The sequence below is a fragment of the Corynebacterium sp. 122RC1 genome, from assembly GCF_024580955.1.
GTDB classification, from domain to species: domain Bacteria; phylum Actinomycetota; class Actinomycetes; order Mycobacteriales; family Mycobacteriaceae; genus Corynebacterium; species Corynebacterium kozikiae.
Genome location: NZ_JANIKD010000010.1, coordinates 51602 through 72891, shown reverse-complemented (window position 1 = coordinate 72891; position 21290 = coordinate 51602). Strand labels below are relative to the sequence as shown.

General features: G+C 60.7%; 17 protein-coding genes. 11 read left to right on the top strand and 6 right to left on the bottom strand.

The window, feature by feature from the left end; translation table 11 throughout:
- The first annotated feature begins 89 nt into the window (after nt 1-89).
- Nucleotides 90-1286, top strand: a complete 1197-nt coding sequence (gene glf, locus NQ050_RS06460; protein ID WP_257038481.1) for a UDP-galactopyranose mutase — start codon at nt 90-92, stop codon at nt 1284-1286.
- Nucleotides 1287-1337: 51 nt separating this feature from the next.
- Nucleotides 1338-1937, top strand: coding sequence for a GNAT family N-acetyltransferase (locus NQ050_RS06455; RefSeq protein ID WP_257038480.1), 600 nt, complete (start codon nt 1338-1340; stop codon nt 1935-1937).
- A gap of 116 nt (nt 1938-2053) precedes the next feature.
- Here the strand turns inward: NQ050_RS06455 and NQ050_RS06450 are convergent, their stop codons facing one another.
- Both NQ050_RS06450 and NQ050_RS06445 read right to left on the bottom strand, forming a co-directional pair.
- Nucleotides 2054-3400: an aspartate aminotransferase family protein gene (locus NQ050_RS06450; RefSeq protein ID WP_257038479.1), complete on the bottom strand. Its 1347-nt coding sequence runs from the start codon at nt 3398-3400 to the stop codon at nt 2054-2056.
- A gap of 12 nt (nt 3401-3412) precedes the next feature.
- Nucleotides 3413-4912, bottom strand: coding sequence for a CoA-acylating methylmalonate-semialdehyde dehydrogenase (locus NQ050_RS06445; protein ID WP_257038478.1), 1500 nt, complete (start codon nt 4910-4912; stop codon nt 3413-3415).
- A 132-nt stretch (nt 4913-5044) separates the two neighbouring features.
- Between NQ050_RS06445 and NQ050_RS06440 the strand changes: the two genes are divergently transcribed.
- Nucleotides 5045-6796: a PucR family transcriptional regulator gene (locus NQ050_RS06440; RefSeq protein WP_257038476.1), complete on the top strand. Its 1752-nt coding sequence runs from the start codon at nt 5045-5047 to the stop codon at nt 6794-6796.
- 29 nt (nt 6797-6825) lie between these two features.
- Here the strand turns inward: NQ050_RS06440 and NQ050_RS06435 are convergent, their stop codons facing one another.
- Genes NQ050_RS06435 through NQ050_RS06425 form a run of 3 tightly spaced genes read right to left on the bottom strand, consistent with a single transcriptional unit; the run spans nt 6826 to nt 9052 of the window.
- Nucleotides 6826-7365, bottom strand: a complete 540-nt coding sequence (locus NQ050_RS06435; RefSeq protein WP_257038475.1) for a hypothetical protein — start codon at nt 7363-7365, stop codon at nt 6826-6828.
- 1 nt (nt 7366) lies between these two features.
- Nucleotides 7367-8908: a sodium/proline symporter gene (locus tag NQ050_RS06430; RefSeq protein ID WP_257038474.1), complete on the bottom strand. Its 1542-nt coding sequence runs from the start codon at nt 8906-8908 to the stop codon at nt 7367-7369.
- Between the two features lie 3 nt (nt 8909-8911).
- A complete protein-coding gene (locus NQ050_RS06425) occupies nt 8912-9052 on the bottom strand; it encodes a hypothetical protein (RefSeq protein ID WP_257038473.1) in 141 nt (46 codons plus the stop codon).
- 462 nt (nt 9053-9514) lie between these two features.
- Between NQ050_RS06425 and NQ050_RS06420 the strand changes: the two genes are divergently transcribed.
- Entirely contained in the window at nt 9515-10126 is a 612-nt protein-coding gene (locus NQ050_RS06420; RefSeq protein WP_257038472.1) for a phosphatase PAP2 family protein, read from the top strand.
- Here the strand turns inward: NQ050_RS06420 and NQ050_RS06415 are convergent.
- On the bottom strand, nt 10123-11568 hold the full coding sequence (locus NQ050_RS06415; protein WP_257038471.1) for a DUF5129 domain-containing protein: 1446 nt from the start codon (nt 11566-11568) through the stop codon (nt 10123-10125). The genes NQ050_RS06420 and NQ050_RS06415 overlap by 4 nt on opposite strands.
- A 102-nt stretch (nt 11569-11670) precedes the next feature.
- Between NQ050_RS06415 and NQ050_RS06410 the strand changes: the two genes are divergently transcribed.
- The 7 genes from NQ050_RS06410 to NQ050_RS06380 all read left to right on the top strand — a co-directional run bounded on the left by NQ050_RS06410 (nt 11671) and on the right by NQ050_RS06380 (nt 21288).
- Nucleotides 11671-13611: a glycosyltransferase gene (locus NQ050_RS06410; protein WP_257038470.1), complete on the top strand. Its 1941-nt coding sequence runs from the start codon at nt 11671-11673 to the stop codon at nt 13609-13611.
- Nucleotides 13612-13681: 70 nt separating this feature from the next.
- Nucleotides 13682-14152: a phosphatase PAP2 family protein gene (locus NQ050_RS06405; protein ID WP_257038494.1), complete on the top strand. Its 471-nt coding sequence runs from the start codon at nt 13682-13684 to the stop codon at nt 14150-14152.
- Entirely contained in the window at nt 14149-15126 is a 978-nt protein-coding gene (locus NQ050_RS06400; protein WP_257038469.1) for a decaprenyl-phosphate phosphoribosyltransferase, read from the top strand. Before NQ050_RS06405 ends, NQ050_RS06400 begins: the two co-directional genes overlap by 4 nt.
- A gap of 49 nt (nt 15127-15175) precedes the next feature.
- On the top strand, nt 15176-17110 hold the full coding sequence (zomB, locus tag NQ050_RS06395) for a flagellar motor control protein ZomB (protein ID WP_373456415.1): 1935 nt from the start codon (nt 15176-15178) through the stop codon (nt 17108-17110).
- A 147-nt stretch (nt 17111-17257) separates the two neighbouring features.
- Nucleotides 17258-18277 (top strand): alpha/beta hydrolase family protein, encoded by a 1020-nt coding sequence (locus tag NQ050_RS06390; protein WP_257038467.1) that lies wholly within the window; start codon nt 17258-17260, stop codon nt 18275-18277.
- Between the two features lie 504 nt (nt 18278-18781).
- The gene (locus NQ050_RS06385) at nt 18782-20752 is read left to right on the top strand and encodes an alpha/beta hydrolase-fold protein (protein WP_257038466.1); all 1971 of its coding nucleotides are present in this window, start codon (nt 18782-18784) and stop codon (nt 20750-20752) included.
- Nucleotides 20752-21288 (top strand): DUF732 domain-containing protein, encoded by a 537-nt coding sequence (locus NQ050_RS06380; RefSeq protein ID WP_257038465.1) that lies wholly within the window; start codon nt 20752-20754, stop codon nt 21286-21288. Before NQ050_RS06385 ends, NQ050_RS06380 begins: the two co-directional genes overlap by 1 nt.
- Nucleotides 21289-21290: the final 2 nt, after the last annotated feature.

The window sequence follows — 21290 nt, the reverse complement described above, 5'->3', positions numbered from 1 at the left end:
TGGTTAGTGTTGCGAATGTTATTTGTGGGATTTGGGGACGTCGGCCTGCAATCCCCCGCAACGCAAATGCCTGCGTTAGGCTTGATCCCATGACTGACTTTGACCTGATTGTTGTGGGTTCCGGCCTGTTTGGCCTCACCGTTGCGGAGCGCGCCGCGAGCCAACTGGGCAAAAAGGTGCTCATTGTGGAGCGCCGCAACCACCTGGGCGGAAACGCGTACTCGGAGGCAGAGCCGGAGACCGGCATTGAGATCCACAAGTACGGCGCCCACCTGTTCCACACCTCGAATGAGCGCGTGTGGGAATACGTCAATCAGTTCACCAGCTTCACCGGCTACCAGCATCGCGTGTTCGCAATGCACAAGGGCACCGCGTACCAATTCCCCATGGGCCTGGGCCTGATCAACCAGTTCTTTGGCCGCTACTACAGCCCCGACGAGGCACGCGCCCTCATCGCGGAGCAGGCCAGCGAAATCAACTCCGAGGACGCCACCAACCTGGAGGAAAAGGCAATCTCACTGATCGGCCGCCCGCTGTACGAGGCCTTCATCAGGGACTACACCGCCAAGCAGTGGCAGACCGACCCCAAGGAGCTGCCCGCCGGCAACATCACCCGCCTGCCGGTGCGCTACACCTTTGATAACCGCTACTTCAACGACACCTACGAAGGCCTCCCCGTGGACGGCTACGCCGCGTGGCTGGAGAACATGGCCGCGCACGAAAACATTGAGGTACGCCTGGACACGGACTGGTTTGAGGTCCGCGAAGAGCTGCGCGCAGCAAACCCCGACGCCCCCGTGGTCTACACCGGCCCTCTGGACCGCTACTTTGACTACGCCGAAGGGCACCTGGGTTGGCGCACCCTCGACTTTGAAACCGAGGTGCTCCCCACCGGCGACTTCCAGGGCACCCCGGTGATGAACTACAACGACGCCGAATACCCCTACACCCGCATCCACGAGTTCCGTCACTTCCACCCCGAGCGCGAAGACCGCCACCCCAAGGACAAGACGGTCATCATGAAGGAATACAGCCGCTTCGCGGAGGATAACGACGAGCCGTACTACCCAATCAACACCCCAGAAGACCGAACCAAACTGGAGGCCTACCGCAAACTCGCCGCCACCGAGGCGCGCGAGCACAAGGTGCTGTTCGGTGGACGCCTGGGCACCTACCAATACCTGGACATGCATATGGCCATCGCCGCTGCCTTGAGCCTGTTCGACAACAAACTCGCACCGTTCTGGACCGAGGGTGCCGCGCTTGAGCAGGAGCGCGGGCACTAGAGGTTTTGGCACTAGGGGTTTTGGTGCCAGGGATTTTGGAAGGGGTGCGTTGTGGAGATTTCACACGAGATGGCTTTTAGTACGCCCACGCCGCTGCTGGGCCGTTTTGTGCAGGTAGTGCCCCTTGTCCCCGAACACGCCCCGGCGTTGGCGGAGGCCGTGCAACCGGGAAGGCTGTGGGAAACCTGGTATACCCGGATTCCCGCGCCGGAGGAAATGGCTCAAGAAATCGCCGCGCGTTTGCAACGGCAGAGCGACGGCGAAATCGCAGCCTACACCATCACCTTGGCGGAAGACTCCCGGCCCATTGGAATGACAACCTACCTCCACCCTGACCCGCAAAACCTGCGGGTGGAAATCGGCTCAACCTGGATTGGCAAGCAGTACCAAGGTGGGCGCGTCAACGCAGAAACTAAGCTCCTCATGCTGCAACACGCATTTGAGCACCTTGAATGCCAAAGGGTGGAGCTGCGGGCGCATCACATGAACTTCCAGTCGCGTGCCGCAATCGAAAAGTTGGGGGCGCACTGCGACGGCATCCTACGCCGCCACGTGCTGCTGCCCAACGGAACGTGGCGCGACACCGTGGTGTACTCCATCCTCCGGGAAGAATGGCCCACGGTGCGCGCCGGGCTTGAGGCGAGGCTTTAGGGTTCTCGTGCCCAAGCTGGTGGGCCTGCCGCGATGAAGCAAAAATTCGGATCCACAGAAATGCAAGTGGTTGGCGGGCCTCACCTGGAAGCCCCGCCAACCACAAACCGCGCTGCTTAGCCGAATACCTCGGCCATGGCCTCCTCGATGATGCCTAGGCCACGGCGCAGTTCCTCCTCCGTAATGTTTAGTGGTGGAACAATGTGCATGCGGTTGAAGTGGGTAAATGGCCACAATCCACGCTTCTTGCACGCCGCCACGAGCGCCGCCATTGGGGCATTTTCCTCGGGAGAGGGGTTGAACGGCACCAATGGTTCGCGGGTGGATTTGTCTTTGACTAGCTCGATGGCCCAGAACATGCCGAGGCCGCGAACTTCGCCAACATTGGGGTGTGTTGAGGCGAGCTCATCGAGCCAAGGCTTGACCACCTGCTCACCCAGGCGGCGCACATGCTCAAGGATTCCTTCTTCCTCGAACACCTCAAAGGTGGCTACACCTGGGGCGCAGGCCAGCGGGTGGCCGGAGTAGGTGAGGCCGCCAGGGAAGGTGCGCTCGCCGAAGGTTTCGCGGATCGCGTGGCTCATCACCACACCACCCAGTGGCACATAGCCGGAGTTCACGCCCTTGGCAAAGGAGATCATGTCTGGCACCACGTTGAAGTTTTGGAAAGCAAAGAGCTCGCCGCAGCGGCCGAAGCCGGCCATGACTTCATCGGCAATATAGAGGATGCCGTACTTGTCACACAGTGCGCGCACACCAGGGAGGTATCCCGGCGGTGGGACCAGGATGCCGTTGGTGCCAACCACCGTTTCAATGATGATCGCGGCAATGGTTTCCGGCCCTTCCATTTGGATCTGGTGCTCCAAATGGGCCAGAGCACGCTCGCACTCTTGGCCCTCATCCTGCGCGTAGAACACTGAGCGGTAGGTGTAGGGGCCAAAGAAGTGAATTACAGAATTATCGGATGGCTCATTGGGCCAGCGGCGTGGGTCGCCGGTCAAACTAATGGCCGTGGATGTAGCCCCATGGTAGGAGCGGTACATGGACATGACCTTCCGACGGCCCGTGTGCAACCGAGCAAGGCGCACGGCATTCTCGTTGGCGTCGGCACCGCCATTGGTGAAGAACACATGGGAAAAGTGCTCCGAGCCGGCGCCCTCAACGATGAGCTTTGCGAGTTCACTGCGGACGTCGTTGGCAAAAGCTGGCGCGATGGTGGCGAGCTGCCCTGCCTGCTTCTGAATTGCCTCCACCAGTTTGGGGTGTTGGTGGCCCAAGTTCAGGTTCACCAGTTGGGAGGTGAAGTCCAGGTAGCGGTTGCCCTCGAAGTCCCAGAAGGTGGAGCCTTCACCGCCCGCTACCGGCAGGGGTGCAATCTTGTCCTGGGCGCTCCAGGAATGGAACACATGGGCTGCGTCTGCCGCCACAATGTCTGCGTTGGTAACCTTTTCGTTGGTAACCATCTCATCCTCCTCTTAGTTGGTGGGGAAGCCCAGGTTGATTTGGGACTCGCTCGGCAGCGGCCAGCGGGTGGTCACTACCTTACGGCGGGTGTAGAAGTTGAAGGATTCGGGGCCGTACATGTGGATGTCGCCGAACAGGGAGTTCTTCCAGCCGCCAAAGGAGAAGGAGCCGATTGGCACTGGGATAGGCACGTTAATGCCCACCATGCCCACCTCGATGTCAAACTCGAACTGGCGTGCCGTGCGGCCGTCGCGGGTGAACACCGCCGTGCCGTTGGCAAACTGGTTGGAGTTGATCAACTGAACCGCTTCTTCGTAGGAGTCAACGCGGGCGATGCAGAGTACGGGGCCAAAGATTTCCTCGTCGTATGCCGGCATACCGGGCGCCGCGTGGTCGATGATCGATGGGCCAATGAAGAAGCCTTCTGCGCCGTCTTCAATGTGGGAGAAGTCGTACTCACGGCCGTCCACCACCAGCTTGCCGCCGTTGGCCTCAGCGGAATCCAGGAAACCAACGATGCGGTCCAGGGAGGCCTTGGTGATCACTGGGCCCATTTCCGCGGTTGGGTCATCGTAGCGGCCAACCTTAAGCTTGCGGGTGCGCTCGGCGATTTTCTCCACCAGCTCGTCAGCAATGTTGCCCACGGCGACTACAACGGAGATGGCCATGCAGCGCTCACCTGCAGAGCCGTAACCAGCGGACACTGCGGCGTCGGCGGCTGCGTCGATGTCTGCGTCTGGCATCACGATCATGTGGTTCTTTGCGCCGCCCAGGGCCTGCACGCGCTTGCCGTTGGCTGCGGCCTCGGCGTAAATGTACTTGGCCACAGGGGTGGAACCCACAAAGCTGATTGCCTTTACTCGTGGGCTTTGCAGGAGGTAGTCAACGGCTTCCTTGTCACCGTGAACCACGTTCAGCACGCCGTCGGGCAGGCCTGCTTCCTTGAACGCCTGGGCTACCCAGTTTGCCGCGGAAGGGTCGCGCTCCGAAGGCTTGAGGATCACCGTGTTGCCTGCGGCGATGGCGGTGGTCACCATCCACAGGGGCACCATTGCGGGGAAGTTGAACGGGGTGATGCAGGCAACCACTCCCACCGGTTGACGGGTCTGGTGGACGTCAATGCCGCCGGCTGCCTGTTCCAGATGCTCACCTTTCATGTGGTGCACCAGGCCGGCGCAGAACTCCACGTTTTCTAGGCCGCGCACGATTTCACCTGCGGCGTCATCCAGCACCTTGCCGTGCTCCTCGGAGATCACTGCTGCGAGTTCACTGCGGCGGGCATTGATGATTTCGCGCAGGTTGAACATCACCTGTGCGCGCTTCTGTAGGCCAGTTGCACGCCAGCCGGGGAGGGCTGCCTCTGCGGCGGCGATGGCTTCCTCAAGCGTGCTGGTGCTGGCAACAGCCACCTCACGGATTTGCTTTCCGGTGGCGGGGTTGAAAACGGGGGCAGTGCGGTCCTCGCTGTTTTCTGCGGCCAGTTGCCCGTTGATGAAGTGTGAAACTCGCATTTAGACTCCACTCCTTACAATGTGTCCGAAGAATATGTGTAGAATGTGCTACATCATTGAACTGCGTGTTTGTGGCAGATCGCTGAATGCTCATTACTGTAATGGGGCAAATTGGCCCCTCAGTAATGAGAAATGTCCACTAAATTCACCTCTGGATTACAGACTGTAAAGGGAAGGGTGGTTGGCCTCATGGAATCGGTGCATTCTGGAACACCGGCGGAAGTGGCCGCTGAAATGACCGCTGAGCAGCTCGGTGAGATGGTGCCAAAGCTCACCCTCGGTGAAGTGCTCTCCCTGGAACCATTGGCCTCTGTACATGTGGAAACGTACTGTTCACAGGCTGATCTGCAACGCCCGGTGCGCTGGATCCACGTGGCGGACGCAACGCGTTCTGCTGACCTGCTTAAGGGCGGCGAAATACTGCTCACCACCGGCATCGCATGGAGCGAGCAACCCGCCGAGCGCGAGGCAATGGTGGCTTCTTTTGCGCGAAACGACGTTGCCGCCGTGGTGTTAGAACTTGGTTCCCGCTGGCACGCGATTCCGGAGGACGTGATTGCTGCCTGCACAAAGCACAGTCTGCCCCTGGTGGTGTTGCATGACGAAGTGAAGTTTGTGCAGGTAACAGAAAACGTGCACACACTGCTGTTGGAAAAGCACATGCGCCAAGTGGTGGCTATTCATAAAGTCACAGAATCCTTCAACGCGCTGATTGTGAATGGGGCACCAACCCTGCAAATCCTCGCCCATGCCAGCCGCCTGCTGAAAGCCCCCGTTGTGTTAGAGGACCTCAGCCACCAGGTGGTGGGCTACGCGGAGGGGCATACCTTGCCCAGCAAACTGCTCGCCGGATGGAGTAGGAAGTCGCGCCAGTGGACACACAGGGTGGGCCAGTACGGGGAGCTCACCCAGGCGGTGACAGTGGAAGATCTTGTCGCTGACCAGAGGTGGACCATGATCGACGTCCAAGCGCGCGGCATCGTGTGGGGCAGGCTGTTGTATCACGGGCATTCCCAATCTGAAGCCGGTGGCCACCACATTTTGGGTCAGGCAGCCACCGCACTGGCCATGGAACGCCTTGGCTCAGACAACCCCTATTCCTGGGTGGACCTCATTGAGAAGACCGCGCTGGACCGCCTGGTGGAAAACAAGTACACCACTGTTCAAGGAGCCGGTGAAGTGCTGCAGGCCTCGGGGTTCCGTATTGAGGATCGGGCGCTCATCGCGCTGCTCATCGAGCACACGGGGGAGTACATTGACCCCACGGTGTACCGCAAGCAGATCCGCAAGACGTTCCCAGGGGCAGACTTCCTTGCAGTTCCGCGTGAGTCCGATCCACGGCTGGTGACCGCCGCTCTCTCCGTACCGCTGGATGGATTTGATGCCCACCTCCTGGCCGGCAAGTTTGTGGCCATGGGAGAGAAGATTACAGGGAACTTTGACGCCAAGATTCGCGTGGTGTTCTCTGAGGCCACCACCCAAACTCTTGAGCTAGCAGGGCACATCCGGACCCTTTCCAGATTTGCTACCCCACCTATGCCGCGGGCAAAAGTCACTGCCACCCCACTTTCACGCAACCCGTTGGAGGGCCTACTCCTACAGCTCAGTAATGATGTGCGCGTCCAAGAGTTTGTGAACACCACCCTTGAAGCGTTGATTCGCCATGACGCCAAGAATGATTCAGACTTGGTGGATACCCTCACCGCGGTGCTGGCGCACCCAACCTCCCGCACCGCGGCAGCCGAGTGCCTACACCTTTCCCGCACTGCGCTCTACACCAGGATCGCCACCATCGAGCGCCTGCTGGGCGTAGACCTCAGCAACGGCGAGGAAGTGTTCGCGCTGAGCCTGGCGCTGAAGGCCTACCGCCCGAAAGGGGAGTAGCCCTCCAACAAACCGCTAGGTCAAGGCAGTTAGCGTTCGGCCATCACCAAGCTGCGGCTCACCACATTCCCCGCCAGCGCATCCACCAAAAACTCATGGGTGTGGGTGCGTACGCACCAATTGGGCTTCCACAGTGGTTCGGCCAAAGCGATCAGTGAAAGCTCAAACATAGAGGCCAGCTTCAGTTTGCCTAACAGCTTGGTGCTGAGGGCTTGCCTTGCAATGTTGATTGCCTCATCCGTGGTGCCCACTCGCGCCTTAGAGATCAGATCCTCCAAAAGGATTGCGCCTTCCGGGGTTGATTGTTCGCTGTTGGTCCAATCCTCCATTACAAGCGGCGTGCCGGAAACCAGATCGACAGCGGCAAACATGCGCGCACCTGCCACTTTTCGCGCCGGGCCGCGCCGGGCAACTACCTGAAAGGCAGTGCCTAGCAGCGGGTAATAGCTGAGCTTTGGCTCTTGGAGGGTGGCTTCATTGTGAAGATACCGTGCGTGCTGCGCAGCGAGGTTCAAGGCATCTTCGGCGCTCAGTGCTGGTGCAAGAGTGAAAGCCGGCATCTTAGTCACCTTAGGCACCTTGACCTGGGAATTGGTTGATGAGCGTGGGGTCGCTGCTCCGCTCTGCTTTCCGCGAGGCGGGGGTGACGCTGGCCGCGTCGGAAATTGCCTGCTGCACCTCCAGCGAGACAGGGTGCGATTTTTGCGTGGCCAAGGAGCCGAAGACCATGCCTGCGGTGGAGAGGATGAGGCCGGCGAGGAGGGGATCGATGCCCGTGGCGGTGGCAAAGTCCATGACCTGCCAAGACACCACGCCGGCCGTTCCCAGGATGATGGAGAGCGTGGCACCAACGCTGTTGCCCTTTGGCCACCAGACAGCGCACACGTATGCGGGCACGAAGGCGCCGCCGAGGATGGAGGTGGCAAACACCACCAGACCGAACACCGCTGGTGGCTGCCAAATTGCCAGCACAATGCCGCCAAAGCTCAGCAGGAGTACGGCGCAACGGGAGATCCACACCATGTGCTTTTCCGTCATGTCTTTGATGATGAACCGGCCGAAGATGTCTTTTGCAGCGATTGTGGAGGCTTGGAGGAGGAGGGCGTCGGCAGTGGACATGATCGCTGCCATCACCGCCGCCATCACGATGCCCACGGCGAAGGAGGGCAGGACAGTCTTGGCGGTTTCAAAAATGGCCTGTTGGGGGTCATCGAGCTGCGGGAGGACCAGCAGCGCGAAGATGCCGATGATGTACGGCGCCGGGATGAAGAAGAGGTTGAACAGCGTGGCGTACACGCCGGCCGAACGCGCCACGGAGGGCTGCTTCATAGCCATGTGGCTCACCACGACGTGCGGCCAACCCATGTAGCCGATGGAAAACAGCAGCAGCGCGCCGATAATCACGCCCCACTGGCCTTGGAACTCCAGGTTGGCGCCCCACATGGTGAGCAAGTTCGGGTTGATTTCCCCAATGCGCTCGTTGGCACTGCTGAACCCGCCGAGGTACTGCAGCGTTGCCACGAGGATCCACACCATGCCAATCACCATGATGATTGCCTGGACAAAGTCGGTGTAGGCCACGGCCAGGTATCCGCCCAGGAAGGTGTAGAGCACTATCACCCCAACGGCCACTAGGAGCGCGACGTTGAAGTTCAGGCCCGTGACCACGGCAAGGCCGGAGCCGCCGGCGATGAACTGGGAAAGCACGTAGAGAAACAGGCAGAACAGGGCCACGGGTGCTGCCACCAACCGCACCCACTTGGATTCGTAGCGGTGCTCCAGGTACTCAATTGATGTCAGTGATCCCAACTTTTGCGAAAGTTTGCGCATGCGCCGTCCAAGCACGGATAGGTTGATGATGCCGCCACCGATGTCACCCAAGGCGTACCACATGGAGTAGTAGCCCTGGGTATATGCCAGTGACCCGGCACCCAAGAACATGTATCCAGACATGGAACTGGATTGCAGACGAAGTGCGGTCACCGCCGGCCCGATGGAGCGATCCGCCAAAAGGTAACCTTCGGTGTTGTTTGAGCTGCGCTTCATGGTCCACACACCAATGCCGGCCATTGCCACAAAGTACACAATCAGGAAAATCAACGCGATGTTCATAGGCTATGCCACCCCCTCTTGAGCTGGAGTTTCATCTGCCAAGTGCCAGTCCTTGCTCACAACCCAGAACACAGCGGTATACACAATCCATAGCAGCGTGATCCCAATGATCACTGCTGCGGTAAACGTCGGAAGCCCTAACATGAGGAGTCCTTTCCAAAACACGTGCAGGCAAGGGGGATGTCCCGCCTGCAACAGTGGGCGAGCGCCTCATGAGCCCGCGATACGGTGGCCATGGCCGCTGCCGTTTTCAACTTGGACAAAGAGCAAGAAACGTTTCTTGGAAAACACTCAACCAGCCCGCGCAGGCAGCGGCAGCGCGCAAAATGTCTGTTTTGGGGGCAAAACCCAACAAAGTGTCTTGTTCCGCCGAGCGCGTGCCGAGCGCATGTCCATCGCATTCCGAGCGCATGCCGACGTCCCCAAGGCCGCATCCGGTGCTGTTGCCTGGGGGTTAAGGGTTGGGTGAGGGCTGGGGGGTTAAGGGTTGGGCGATGGTGATGCTGCTCGGCGGCGTACTCGATTCACCAAATGAAGCTACGTTTCGAAGGCGCGCTAAGCTCTAAGCCTTGCAGTGAAGAAGCATGGAGGGTTGAGGTGCACAGCATGAACAGCAGCAACAGCATTGACCAAGCGGTGTGGCGGTTTTTTATCGACAACCGAGTGGCCTGGCTTAATGAACCCCAGGTTTTTCTTAGCGATGCTTTCCAACCGCGCTGGGTCACATTGATGGCGGTGGTGCTCACCGTGGTGATTTTCTTGCGCTCCCGTCGATTGGATTCTGCCCTGCGTTGGGCGCGGATCCTGTATCCGGCCCTCACGTTGATCGTGGCAATCACCATCTCCTCAGCGCTGAAGCACCTCATTGGCCGCGAACGCCCATTGGAGGCCGCGCGGCTCGTGGTGGAGACAAACCCAAGCATGCCCTCCGGGCACGCCATCGCCGCCTTTGCTCTGGCCACCGTCCTCAGCGTGCTCACCCGCAGTTGGTGGACGGTAGCGGCCTGGATCGTTGCGGTGCTGGTTGCCATAAACCGCCTCTACGTAGGGGTGCATTGGCTCAGTGACGTCCTCGTGGGTGCCAGCATCGGCACAGCGGTAGCGCTGCTGATGTGGCAGCTCCTTCAACGCGCGGCGCGGAGTCAAACGGTGCGGAGTCAAACAGCACGGAGTCAAACGGCGCGGCGGCAAACTGCCGCCGCTCAGCCCCAGCGCTAGAACGACCCCGAACCGCCGGAACCGCTGAACCCACCGGAAAAGCTCGTGTTCGTTGAGCTTGATGTGTTGGCGGCGGCCACCGCGGAGTTGTGAGTGGAGAGCATGAGGTAGAAGGGCAGCACGCTGGTGGCGTTGAAGCCTGGGCGGTAGTTTTCACTGTCAAGGCCTGGCGCTTTGGTGGTATCCGCCTTCTTGAACTGGGTTTTGTTCAGTTCGCTGAGCACGATTTGATAGTCGGCAACCAGGCGGGCGTAATCCTCAAGCATGTGCTCATCGTTGAGGTTGCGTTGGAGGGCGCGACCGCGTTTGGCAAGGTCTGCGAGTGCGTGTTGGTGTGTTGATTTCTCGGCGTTGGCGTGGGCTTTGGTGATGTCATCTACCAGTCTGTTGAGCTGCCGTGCGCGCACGTTAGCGTCGCCGTTTTCCATGGCAAAGAGCATGTCAATGTTCTTTTCGGCATGCTGCACCTTCTGAAAGCGGGTGTGGATGCTCTTGATGTCCTCGCGGCGCTTGTGAAATTCCTTCAACTCCGAGTTGGGGGTGAGCCCTTCCAGCTTGTCAAAACCCGCGTGGGCATCGAGGAATCCTTGGCGGATTGTGTCCCACTCGGAACGCAGCTGGGCGTTCACCAGGGGGCTGCGGAGGCTGTTAGCACGCACATCAATTTGGTCCAGGCGTTGTGCGAGGTCGCCGTAGCCTTTGGAGATCACATCAAACTCCTTCTTGGCCTTTTCCCCGTTTGTCCGCTGCTCTTTGCGCACAATTGCAGCGAGCGCACCAATGATTAATGCAACGCCAGAAGCAACCAGGCCGCCGATTGTCCACTTCGTAGCAGTGCTCATCTCTTCATCACCAGAACCCGCGCTGGTCTCCTGTCCCGCTACCGCCCTGGCGCCGTCGGCAAGCCCCAGTGCCCAGTCGCCGTCCCGCAGCCCAGGGCGCATGGCTTCTAGATAGGAGTCCAGGTTGGCGTTGAGTGAGATTGCGCTTGCAACGTCCTCGCCGGCGTAGACGCCCATGTTTCGGTCCTCGGTGGCCAGTGAAAAGATGAGCTGGCCGTCACCGAAGGTCAGCTGGTCTTGGCTGAGTAGTTGGGGGTCGTTGGCTTTGGCGTAGTTCACCGTTGCATCGTTGAGGGATTCCGCGGTGCTGCGAAACACCAGGTAAGTGGTGTGGGTGATGCTGGGATCCAGGCCCACCTCAGCGGTTGTGCTGATGAGCTCCTGTTCCTGTTCGGAGGTGAGGAGGTCCGCGGGGTCCACGATGCGCACGTCTTCCGCCACCAGAGCTTCCGCAGTAGGAGCAGCGCCCAATGCGAGGCCCAGCGAGGTACCGAGCGTTCCGACGAGCGCCGCGCCGAAGATTCCGGAGAGACCGCGCGCGTGCGGCATGCGGGACAAAAGCCTGGGTGACAACTGGACTTCAAGCGCCTTCGGGTTCATGCCCGCCAGCATAGCGAGGTTGCAGCGGTGTGGCAGCGGGTGTGTGTCGGGGCACCCTACTACTGTGGTAGGGGACTTCTTCCTATAGAAAGGCATTCTTCGATGAACGAGCTTCAGCTCCAGCGATTCCTCATGCCAGTGGCGGGTGAGCCACATGACGTGCAATCGCTGTACCTTCTGGAAAATGAAAAAAACCACCGCCGGCCCGCGTGGGAGGACCGAACCAGCGTGCGGCTCCACGCGGGTGACGAGCTCAGCTTCCAAACCTACTTCAACGCCTTCCCCGCCAGCTACTGGCGCCGCTGGTCCCAGCTTGACCAAGTGAACCTGCAGGTCACGGTAGAGGGTCGGGCAAGAGTTGATGTGTACCGCTCCAAGATCGACGGCGCCCGCTTGGCCGTCACCGGCCGTGTGCTGGACAACGAGCAAGCCATCTTTGAGCTGCCACTTTCCACCTTTGAAGACGGCGGCTGGCTGTGGTTTGAGGTCACCGCGGAGACCGACATCCTGATTCACAACACCGGCTGGTTTGCCCCACATGCTGCAAAACCACAGGTCATGCCTGACGGCACCGAGGTAGGCCCCTTCGAGCCGCGCGTGACCGTGGGCATCCCCACGTTCAACCGCCCTGCCGACGCCGTCGCCGCACTCACTGCGCTGGGTTCGGATCCAGAGGTCAAAGAAGTCATCGATGCCGTGATTATGCCCGACCAAGGCAATCAACACCCCTCCGACCTACCCGGATATGAGGAGGCAACCAAGGCCTTTGAGGGGCGCTTCTTTGAGTTCCGCCAGGGCAACCTGGGTGGCTCCGGCGGCTACTCCCGCATTATGTACGAGGCCCTCGGTGACGGCGAGGCCGGTGCTGCGAAATCCCCATACATCCTCTACATGGATGATGACATCGCGATCGAGCCGGACTCCATCCTGCGCGCGCTCGCCGCTGCCCGCTACGCGAAGAGCCCGATGCTCATCGGTGGACAGATGCTGAACTTGCAGGAACGCTCCCACCTGCACTCCATGGGTGAGGTTGTGGGCCGCCATGACTTCATGTGGACCTCCGCACCGCACGTGCATTACGACCATGACTTCTACCGCCACCCACTGTCTGACCGAGGTAAGCCAGGAGACCTCCCCGGCACCCCCAACTCCGTGGACCTGCACCGCCGTATCGACGTTGATTACAACGGCTGGTGGATGTGCATGATCCCGCGCGTGGTGGCAGAACAGATTGGGCAGCCACTGCCGCTGTTCATCAAGTGGGATGATGCCGAATATGGGCTGCGTGCCGGCCAACACGGTTTCCCCACCGCCACCTGGCCAGGCATCGCGATCTGGCACATGGCGTGGAGTGACAAGGACGATGCCATTGACTGGCAGGCCTATTTCCACTTGCGCAACCGATTGATCGTTGCCGCTTTGCAGCACGATGGTCCAGTTGGCGGCATCATCCGCTCCATGCAGAAGGCCACCTTCAAACACCTGCTCAGCTTGGAATACTCCACCGTGGCCATCCAAAACGAGGCCATGAAAGACTTCCTCGCGGGCCCAGACCAACTCTTTGACATCCTGGAAACTTCCCTGCCGCGAATCAACGCCATGCGCAAGGAATACCCGGACGCCGTGGTGCTTCCCTCTGCCTCTGAGCTGCCAAAGCCAACCGGCATTCCGGGTGTACCCATCCGGGATATCGGCGGGCGCCTTGCGCCGGTGAAGAAGGCCGTGTGGCTGGCAAAGTCCATCAAGCACTCTCTTTCCAAGGAAGACCTGGCGCACCACGAGGTACCACAGGCGAACCTCGCCCCAGTGGAGGCGCGTTGGTTCAGCTTGTCCCGCCTTGATGGCGCCACCGTGACCACGGCGGATGGCCGCGGTGTGACCTACCGCAAGCGTGACCGTGAGCAGGCCAAGGCGCTGCTCAAAGAGTCCCGCAGGCTGCAAAAAGAGGTAGCTGAACAGTTTGATCGCTTGCGTGGTGAATACCGTGCGGCGCACAGTGAACTGACAAGCCGTGAAGGTTGGAGCAAGATCTTTGAACGTTAAAAAGCTACAGGCGCAGGTGGGTGCTCCGCTCCGCAGGGCCATTCAGGAGCCTCAGGCAGAAGCAGATCTCATTGTGCGGGTGCAGCAACTCATCGGTGCCAATGAGTCTGTATTTAAGGTGGCCCGGGGGCTCAGCCATTTCGGCGAGCACGCCCTCGGTTGGATGGCGCTCGGCGCGGTGGGTGCATTGGTGGACGCTAAGCGCCGTGAGGCCTGGGTGCGGCTTATCGCCGCCGCCTTTGTAAGCCATGCTGCAAGCGTGGTGATCAAGCGGATTGTGCGCCGCAAGCGCCCGCATGATCCCCGTATTGCCATCGGTGTGTCCACGCCAAGCAAGTTGAGCTTCCCAAGCTCGCACGCTACCTCCACCACCGCCGCGCTGGTGTGTTTGGCCAAGATTACGCGCAACCCACTGCCGCTGTTGGGTGTGCCAGTGATGATGCTTTCGCGTATTGTGCTCGGGGTGCATTATCCAACCGACGTCGCAGCCGGAGCCCTCGTGGGTGCGGCAACCGCAGCGGCCATTGGAGGAACAAAGTGACCGAACATCATCCTGTGATTGGCTCCGAGCCACACACCGAGGGTATTGACAACCTGAAGAAGCGCCAGCCACCCAAGAATTTGGCAGACGGCATGATCAAGGCGCTGCGCCCCAAGCAATGGGTGAAGAACGTGCTGGTGCTGGCCGCACCTCTGGCGGCCGGCCCAGAAGCTCTGTTCAACGGGCGCACGCTGGTAGACGTTGCAATTGCGTTCATTGTGTTCTGCATGGCGGCCTCCTCCATTTACCTCATCAATGATGCCCGTGACGTAGACGCAGACCGGGCCCACCCCACCAAACGCTTCCGCCCAATCGCGGCAGGGGTGTTGCCGGTGAACTTGGCCTACGGCATGGCGGTGGTGCTGATCGTAGCCTGCTTGGCAATCAGCTACTTTGCCTCTTCGGGTCACGGGCTGGCCATCGTGATGGCGGTCTACATTGCCCTGCAGTTGGGCTACTGCTTCGGCTGGAAGCATCAGCCGGTGATCGACATCGCCTTGGTTTCCTCCGGCTTTATGCTCCGCGCAATGGGCGGTGGCGTTGCTGCTGGCATTGACCTCTCCCAGTGGTTCCTCCTGGTGGCTGCCTTCGGCTCTCTGTTCATGGCGGCTGGTAAGCGCTACGCCGAGATCTTGCTTGCGGAGAAGTCTGGCGCGAAGATCCGCAAGGCCCTTGAGGGCTACACCCCCACCTACCTGCGCTTTGTGTGGACCCTTTCCGCCACTGCAGTGGTGATGGCCTACTCCCTGTGGGGCTTTGAAATGGCGGCCAGCGCAACCGGCGCGGCCAGCGTGTGGTACCAGGTTTCCATGGTGCCGTTCACCGTGGCTATCCTGCGTTACGCAGCAGACATTGACCGCGGCGCAGGCGGGGCACCGGATGAGATTGCGCTGCGCGACCGCACGCTGCAATTGCTGGCACTCGCTTGGGTGCTGTGCATTTCCATCGCGGCGTATGTGGTTCCTGCCATGTAAACACGAAGGTAGCTGATCTTCTACCCTGTGGATGCTAAGATCACTTCCCATGGTCAAAGGGCATAGGCGAGGGCGAACCGTGACTTCTGTTGCACAAAAGTCTGCACTGCTTTCAGCGGTGACGGTCGCCCTTTTGGCGTTCCTGGGGGCGTGGGAGCGCCGCTGGATGAGCGACGACGGCCTCATCGTCCTGCGCACCGTCCGCAACATCCTCGCCGGCAACGGCCCCGTGTTCAACGCCGGTGAACGAGTGGAGGCCAACACTTCCACCCTGTGGCAGTACTTGATTGCCCTGGTGGGATGGGTTTTGCCGGAGGTGCGCCTAGAATCCATTGCGCTATGGCTCGCTCTGCTGTTTAGCACTGCCGCGTTGGGTGTTGCCACCTGGGCCACCACCGGCCTGTGGCGCCACCGCACCGGAGTGCTGCTGCTTCCGCTCGGCGGGCTCATCTATATCGCCCTGCCGCCGGCGCGCGACTTTGCCACCTCCGGCCTTGAGTGGGGCCTGTCCATTTTCTGGATCGCAGTGCTCTGGCTCCTTTTGGTCCGCTGGGTGCGGCGCACTGGTGGCGCGCTTCCACTGGCGTTCTGGGCGGGCATGAGCTGGCTGATCCGTCCGGAATTGGCGCTTTACGGCGGCCTAGTGGGCCTCTTGCTGCTGCTCGCAGCCGGCAGTTGGCGCGCCCGCGCCGCAATTTTGGCGGTGGCACTGCCTCTTCCTGCCGCTTACCAGCTTTTCCGTATGGGCTACTACGGGCTGCTCGTCCCGCACACGGCGGTGGCAAAATCGGCCTCCGGCGCCCAGTGGGGCAGCGGTTGGGAATATCTCTTGGACCTCGCCTCTCCGTACTGGCTGTGGCTGCCTCTGCTCCTGGCTCTCGTTGCGGGGGTGCTCGTGAGCAGAAGCATTGACGACGCAGCCAGCGCCGACCCCACCCAAGGAGTCCTCGCGGGGCTGCGGCGCCCAGCAGTGGCGGTGCTGCTGGTGGAGCTCGCGGCACTATTGCACCTTCTCTATGTGATCCGCGTGGGCGGGGATTTCATGCACGGCCGCATGCTGCTGTTGCCGTTGTTTACCCTGCTGCTGCCGGTGGCGGTGCTTCCCGTGGCCCTCGCAGACGCTGAGGGGCTGACGCGGTGGCGTCGGTACGCTCCTGCTTTTGCCTGGTGCGCTGTTGCCGGTTGGGCCGCGCTGGTGACGCTCGGTGTGCATGGCCACAAGTGGGAACCCCCGAGTGACCTCGGTGAGCTGAGCGTTGTGGATGAGCGCGAGTTCTGGACGTGGAACACCGGGCGCGAGTCTGGCGACGCCCCCATGTTCGCGCAGGATTTCCTGGCGGTGCCGCTGGTGGCGGACTACCGCGAGCAGATCGCTGTGGGCCTGGAGGAGAACGCAGCGATGCTGCTTTCCGTGCGGGCCGAGCCAACGTTTACCCCTGTGGAAGGGCAGCGCGCGGACTTGGACGGCGTGCTCTACACCTGGCTGCCTGTGGAGCGCGGGTTCACTGGCCCGGATCTAGCGAACACCCCTCTGACGGTGAGCATGCTGAATCTGGGTGTGACCGGTATGAATGCGCCGTTGGACGTGCGCGTGCTGGACCCGATGGGCTTGGCCAACCCGCTCGCCGCGCGCCAACCTCGCATCGAAGGCGGGCGCATTGGGCATGACAAGCTTTTGCCCACTGAGTGGCAAATTGCGGACTCCGCAATGAACCTCGGCGTGCCGCTTCACTGGATTGACCAGGAGCAAGCGGTGCTGGCCCGCAATGCGCTCTACACCGAGGATGTGGTGGAGATGTTTGAAACCTACCGCGCTCCGCTGGATCCCCAACGAGTGCTCTCCAACATTAAGTTCTCCCTGACCCTCGGCCGCACGCTGGAGCTGGATCCCGACCCCACCACCTACTTTGACGATCCGCACGTGGACCCCGCAGTGTATCCCATTGCTTGGCCTATTGACGTTCATCTGGATACACCTCGCTAGACTACGGGGGTGGTGAGAAGCGTTTTCGGAAGATCTACGTGCTGCATTGTGGGGCAACGTTTGATAGGGTTTGTTACCAGTCTGTAACACTTTCGATTCATCACGCGAAAGTCCTTTAGGAAACGCTCGCGAAAATAGAGGAGAAAAATGAGTTTCGTAGCTAGCCTCAAGAACCTGGGGAAGAAGGTGACTGCCACCGCTGCAGCAGTGGTGACCGCCGGTGCCCTGGTAGTTGCCGGAACTGGTGAGGCTGCGGCCGCGAATCGTGACTGGCTGCGCCCAGACGCAACCGGTACCTGCGATTGGGATGCCGCTGCATACTGGGTTCAGCGTTGTGACGTGTGGTCCGACGCCATGGGCCGGAACATCCCCGTGCAGATCCAGCCAGCACTCAACGGCGGCAACGCGGGCCTGTACCTCCTCGACGGTGCCCGCGCCACCAACATTGCAAACGCCTGGACCGTGGACGCCCGCGCCCACGAGCTCTATGTGAACAACAACATCACCCTGGTGATGCCAGTGGGCGGCGCAGGTTCCTTCTACGCCAACTGGGCTGAACCAATCAACGCTCAGGGCGACCTCTACATGTGGGACACCTTCCTCTCCCAGGAGCTGCCCGCATACCTCGAGGGTAACTTTGGCGTTGCGCGCAACAACAACTCCGTGATTGGCCTCTCCATGGGTGGCACCGCCGCGATCAACCTCGCTGCCAACCACCCAGGCCAGTTCCGCCAGGCGATGAGCTACTCGGGCTACCTCAACCTCTCCGGCTACGCAATGAACGCAATGCTCGGCTTGGCACTGCTGGATATCGGCGGCCTGTCTATCAACTCTCTCTACGGCACCGCGGTAACTCCTTCGCGTAACCAGATCGACCCAATGTCCAACATCTCCCGCCTGAACCCAGGCCAGGACATCTACGTTTCCGCAGCTTCCGGCCTGTGGGGCCCAGGCGACGCCGGCTACGCCATCCAGGACGTCATTTCCGGCTCCATCCTGGAGTGGATCTCCAACGCCTCCACCCGCACTTGGGCAAACGCCGCCACCGGCGCTGGCCTCAACGTGACCACCAATTACCCAGGCAGCGGCCTACATAACTGGGTTCAGTGGAACTACCAGCTTGGCCAGACCCACCAGCGCGTACTCAACGTGATGAACGCTTGGTAATTGACCCACTGCTTCAGCAGGTTTTGTTGGCTTGGCTGACTTGGCTGGTTCAGCTTGAGTTTTGAACCCGGCCTTTACCGCATCCCCTTATACCTAGCGGGGTGCGGTTTTTGCATGTGTGGGGTGGGGTGCGGTTTGAGCAGTGCTGGTGCCGAAGCGATCATTGTTCGGGTGGTTCTGGCGTAGGTCGATAGCTTAAGGTCGATACCATCCAATTTTCCCCGGAATCGCGGCTCCTATCGACCAACGCGGCGGGCTATCGACTTTGGGCTATCGACCTACGCGTGGTTTCGACCTACGCAGCGGAGCTGCTGGCCAGCTTGCCCACGATCCTCTAGGAAATGAATCCCAAAACAGAGCAACGGGTGTGAAAATTGGGGTAATTGAAACCAATGTGACGGGCGTGTCTCTTCCCAAAGTCTAAAGTTCAACTTAAACTTGAGCGCAGTTTGCCCAAGCCCCAAGCAAGCCCCAAGCAACCAGTGCGAAGGAATACCAATCACGATGCGTTTCTCTAGAATCCCCTCCCAAAAGAACCGCGCCCTCAACGCCAACGCGAACACCACCGCGAACACCCCCAACCGCTCCAAGAAGTGGATCCTGCCAACCGCAGTGGCGTTGGGTGTGACTTTGGCGGTCCCCGCGATCTCTGATGCGCAGAGCTCCTTCGGAAGTTTTAGTGCGCCGGACACGGGCGTCTCGGACTACTTGGATAACCCGTCCACGCAGCGCTCGCCGGTTCGTACTGAGCGTATGGAGATCCAGGGTTTGCCGGAGGGCGTGAGCATTGATCGCGTGGAGTGGCTGACGAACCGCCGCGTGGCGGTGTTCATCAATTCGGCCGCCATGCCGGACGCGCCGGTGCAGGTGCAGTTGCTGTTGCCTCGTGATTGGTATTCACAGCCAAGCCGCACCTTCCCATCATTGTGGGCGTTGGATGGTTTGCGTGCGCGTGAGGATGAGAACGGTTGGACTATCAACACCAACATTGAGCAGCAGTTCGCGGATAAGAACGTGTTGGTGGTGCTTCCGGTAGGTGGCGAAAGCTCCTTCTATGCTGACTGGCTGGAGCCGGACAACGGTAAGCACTACAAGTGGGAGACGTTCCTGATGCAGGAGCTCGTCCCGGTTCTGGCAAATGGCTTCCGCGATAATGGTGAGCGTGCGGTGGTGGGCCTGTCCATGGGTGGTACCGCTGCAATGAACTTGGCGGAGCGCAATCCTGCGGAGTTCAACTTTGTGGGCTCCTTCTCTGGCTACCTGGACACTACTTCCGTTGGCATGCCTGCCGCGATTCGCGCAGCCCAGTGGGACGCCGGTAACTACACCACGGAGCGCATGTGGGGCCCGGACGGGTCCCAACAGTGGATCGACAATGACCCGAAGCTCGGCATCGCCGCGCTGAAGGACATGACGGTGTACGTCTCCGCAGGCTCCGGCGCTGATGATTATGGTCAGCCAACGTCTGTTGCTACCGAGCCAGCGAACTACGCCGGCGTGGGTCTGGAGATTATTTCCCGACGCACCTCTGAGACCTTTGTCCAGTACGCCAAGCAGGCCGGGGTGGAGGTGTTCACCCAATTCCGTCCTTCCGGTGTGCACAACTGGGCCTACTGGCAGTTCGAGCTGAACAACGCCAGCCCGCTGATCCAGAAGGCGCTGGGCTTGGGTGCGGAAGACTGGGGTGCGTCGTGCGCCGTCGGCACTGCAATCTCTGATGCCGCAGCGGCGGCGAACCTGGGTGCTTGTGTGTCTGATGAATACGACGTTGCAGGTGGCAAGGTTGCGGACTTTGCCAACGGCCGTGCGTACTTCCACCAGGACACCGGCGCGGTGGGCCTGCATGGTCGCATCGGTGCGCTGTACGCGAGCTTCGGCGGCCCCGACTCGTGGTTGGGCTTCCCGCTGCACGGCGAGCGCAGCATCAAGGGCGGCGCGTACGCGCGCTTCCAGCACGGTAACATCTACTGGACCCCTGAGACCGGTGCGGTGGCAGTGCCAACCGCCCTGCTGGACAAGTGGGGCACCCAGCAGTGGGAGAACGGCCCGTTGGGCTACCCACAAGCTGAGGCCGTGGCCATCGGCGAGGGCCTGATTCAGCAGTTCCGCACCGGCTACATCGCGCAAGCCCCGGGTGGTGAAACCTTCATCGTCCACGGTGAGATTGCCAAGAAGTACGGCGAGCTGTCCGTTGCCAACTCCAAGCTGGGCTACCCAACCTCCGATGAGATGCCACTGCGCGGCGGCGCGTTCCAACGCTTTGAGCACGGCAACATCTATTGGAGCCCACAAACCGGCGCGCACGTGATCTACTACGGCCCGATCTTTGACAAGTGGGGCGAGTCCGGCTGGGAGAACGGCCCATTCGGCTACCCAACTGAGGATCAGGCGCAGGTGGCCGGCGGTGAAGTGGTGCAGTTCCGCGGCGGCTCCATCACGCAGATTGGCGGCCAGGTGCGCGAGGTGAGGAACTAATGCAACGCCGGTGGGGGACCGCGGCCGCAGCAGTGTGCGCGGCAGTAATGCTGAGCGCCTGTTCAAGCACAGCGGTTGAGGAAAGCGTGCTGACGTCGATCGCCCCGCTCACCCGCGCCGCAGCGCCCTCAAGTGCCACTTCCGACGCCCCCACCTCCACCCCAACCCAGTCCGCATCACCAACCGCAAGCAGCCGTGCCACGCGCGAACCCCAAACAAGCGCGAGCCCGCAAACCTCTGATCGGGCCGTGGATTCCGCCGGTGAGGCTAGTGCCCCTCCCACGCAGAGCGTGCAGCTCAGTTTTGAGGACCAGCGCTACCTCCAAGCCCTCGGCAAGGGTGGCATTGAAACCCAGGGGATTGAAACGGAACTTATTGGCGTGGGCAAAGGGCTGTGTGTAGACAGTGAATCCAACTTTGGCCAAGCCGCAATTGAGGCGGTTTCTGGCCAGCTCATTGAACAAAACCGGGCTAGCGGCAGCTTTGAAGAAGTGAGCGCGCTTATTGCGGATGAAGCCCGCAGGACGTATTGCTAGAG

Excerpts from the sequence above, each read along its gene's own strand:
- NQ050_RS06385 (WP_257038466.1), top strand. The coding sequence starts at position 18,782 with ATGCGTTTCTCTAGAATCCCCTCCCAAAAGAACCGCGCCCTCAACGCC.
- NQ050_RS06415 (WP_257038471.1), bottom strand. The coding sequence starts at position 11,568 with ATGAACCCGAAGGCGCTTGAAGTCCAGTTGTCACCCAGGCTTTTGTCC.
- NQ050_RS06440 (WP_257038476.1), top strand. The coding sequence starts at position 5,045 with ATGTCCACTAAATTCACCTCTGGATTACAGACTGTAAAGGGAAGGGTG.
- NQ050_RS06410 (WP_257038470.1), top strand. The coding sequence starts at position 11,671 with ATGAACGAGCTTCAGCTCCAGCGATTCCTCATGCCAGTGGCGGGTGAG.
- glf (WP_257038481.1), top strand. The coding sequence starts at position 90 with ATGACTGACTTTGACCTGATTGTTGTGGGTTCCGGCCTGTTTGGCCTC.
- zomB (WP_373456415.1), top strand. The coding sequence starts at position 15,176 with ATGGTCAAAGGGCATAGGCGAGGGCGAACCGTGACTTCTGTTGCACAA.
- NQ050_RS06380 (WP_257038465.1), top strand. The coding sequence starts at position 20,752 with ATGCAACGCCGGTGGGGGACCGCGGCCGCAGCAGTGTGCGCGGCAGTA.
- NQ050_RS06420 (WP_257038472.1), top strand. The coding sequence starts at position 9,515 with ATGAACAGCAGCAACAGCATTGACCAAGCGGTGTGGCGGTTTTTTATC.
- NQ050_RS06425 (WP_257038473.1), bottom strand. The coding sequence starts at position 9,052 with ATGTTAGGGCTTCCGACGTTTACCGCAGCAGTGATCATTGGGATCACG.
- NQ050_RS06445 (WP_257038478.1), bottom strand. The coding sequence starts at position 4,912 with ATGCGAGTTTCACACTTCATCAACGGGCAACTGGCCGCAGAAAACAGC.
- NQ050_RS06390 (WP_257038467.1), top strand. The coding sequence starts at position 17,258 with ATGAGTTTCGTAGCTAGCCTCAAGAACCTGGGGAAGAAGGTGACTGCC.
- NQ050_RS06450 (WP_257038479.1), bottom strand. The coding sequence starts at position 3,400 with ATGGTTACCAACGAAAAGGTTACCAACGCAGACATTGTGGCGGCAGAC.
- NQ050_RS06430 (WP_257038474.1), bottom strand. The coding sequence starts at position 8,908 with ATGAACATCGCGTTGATTTTCCTGATTGTGTACTTTGTGGCAATGGCC.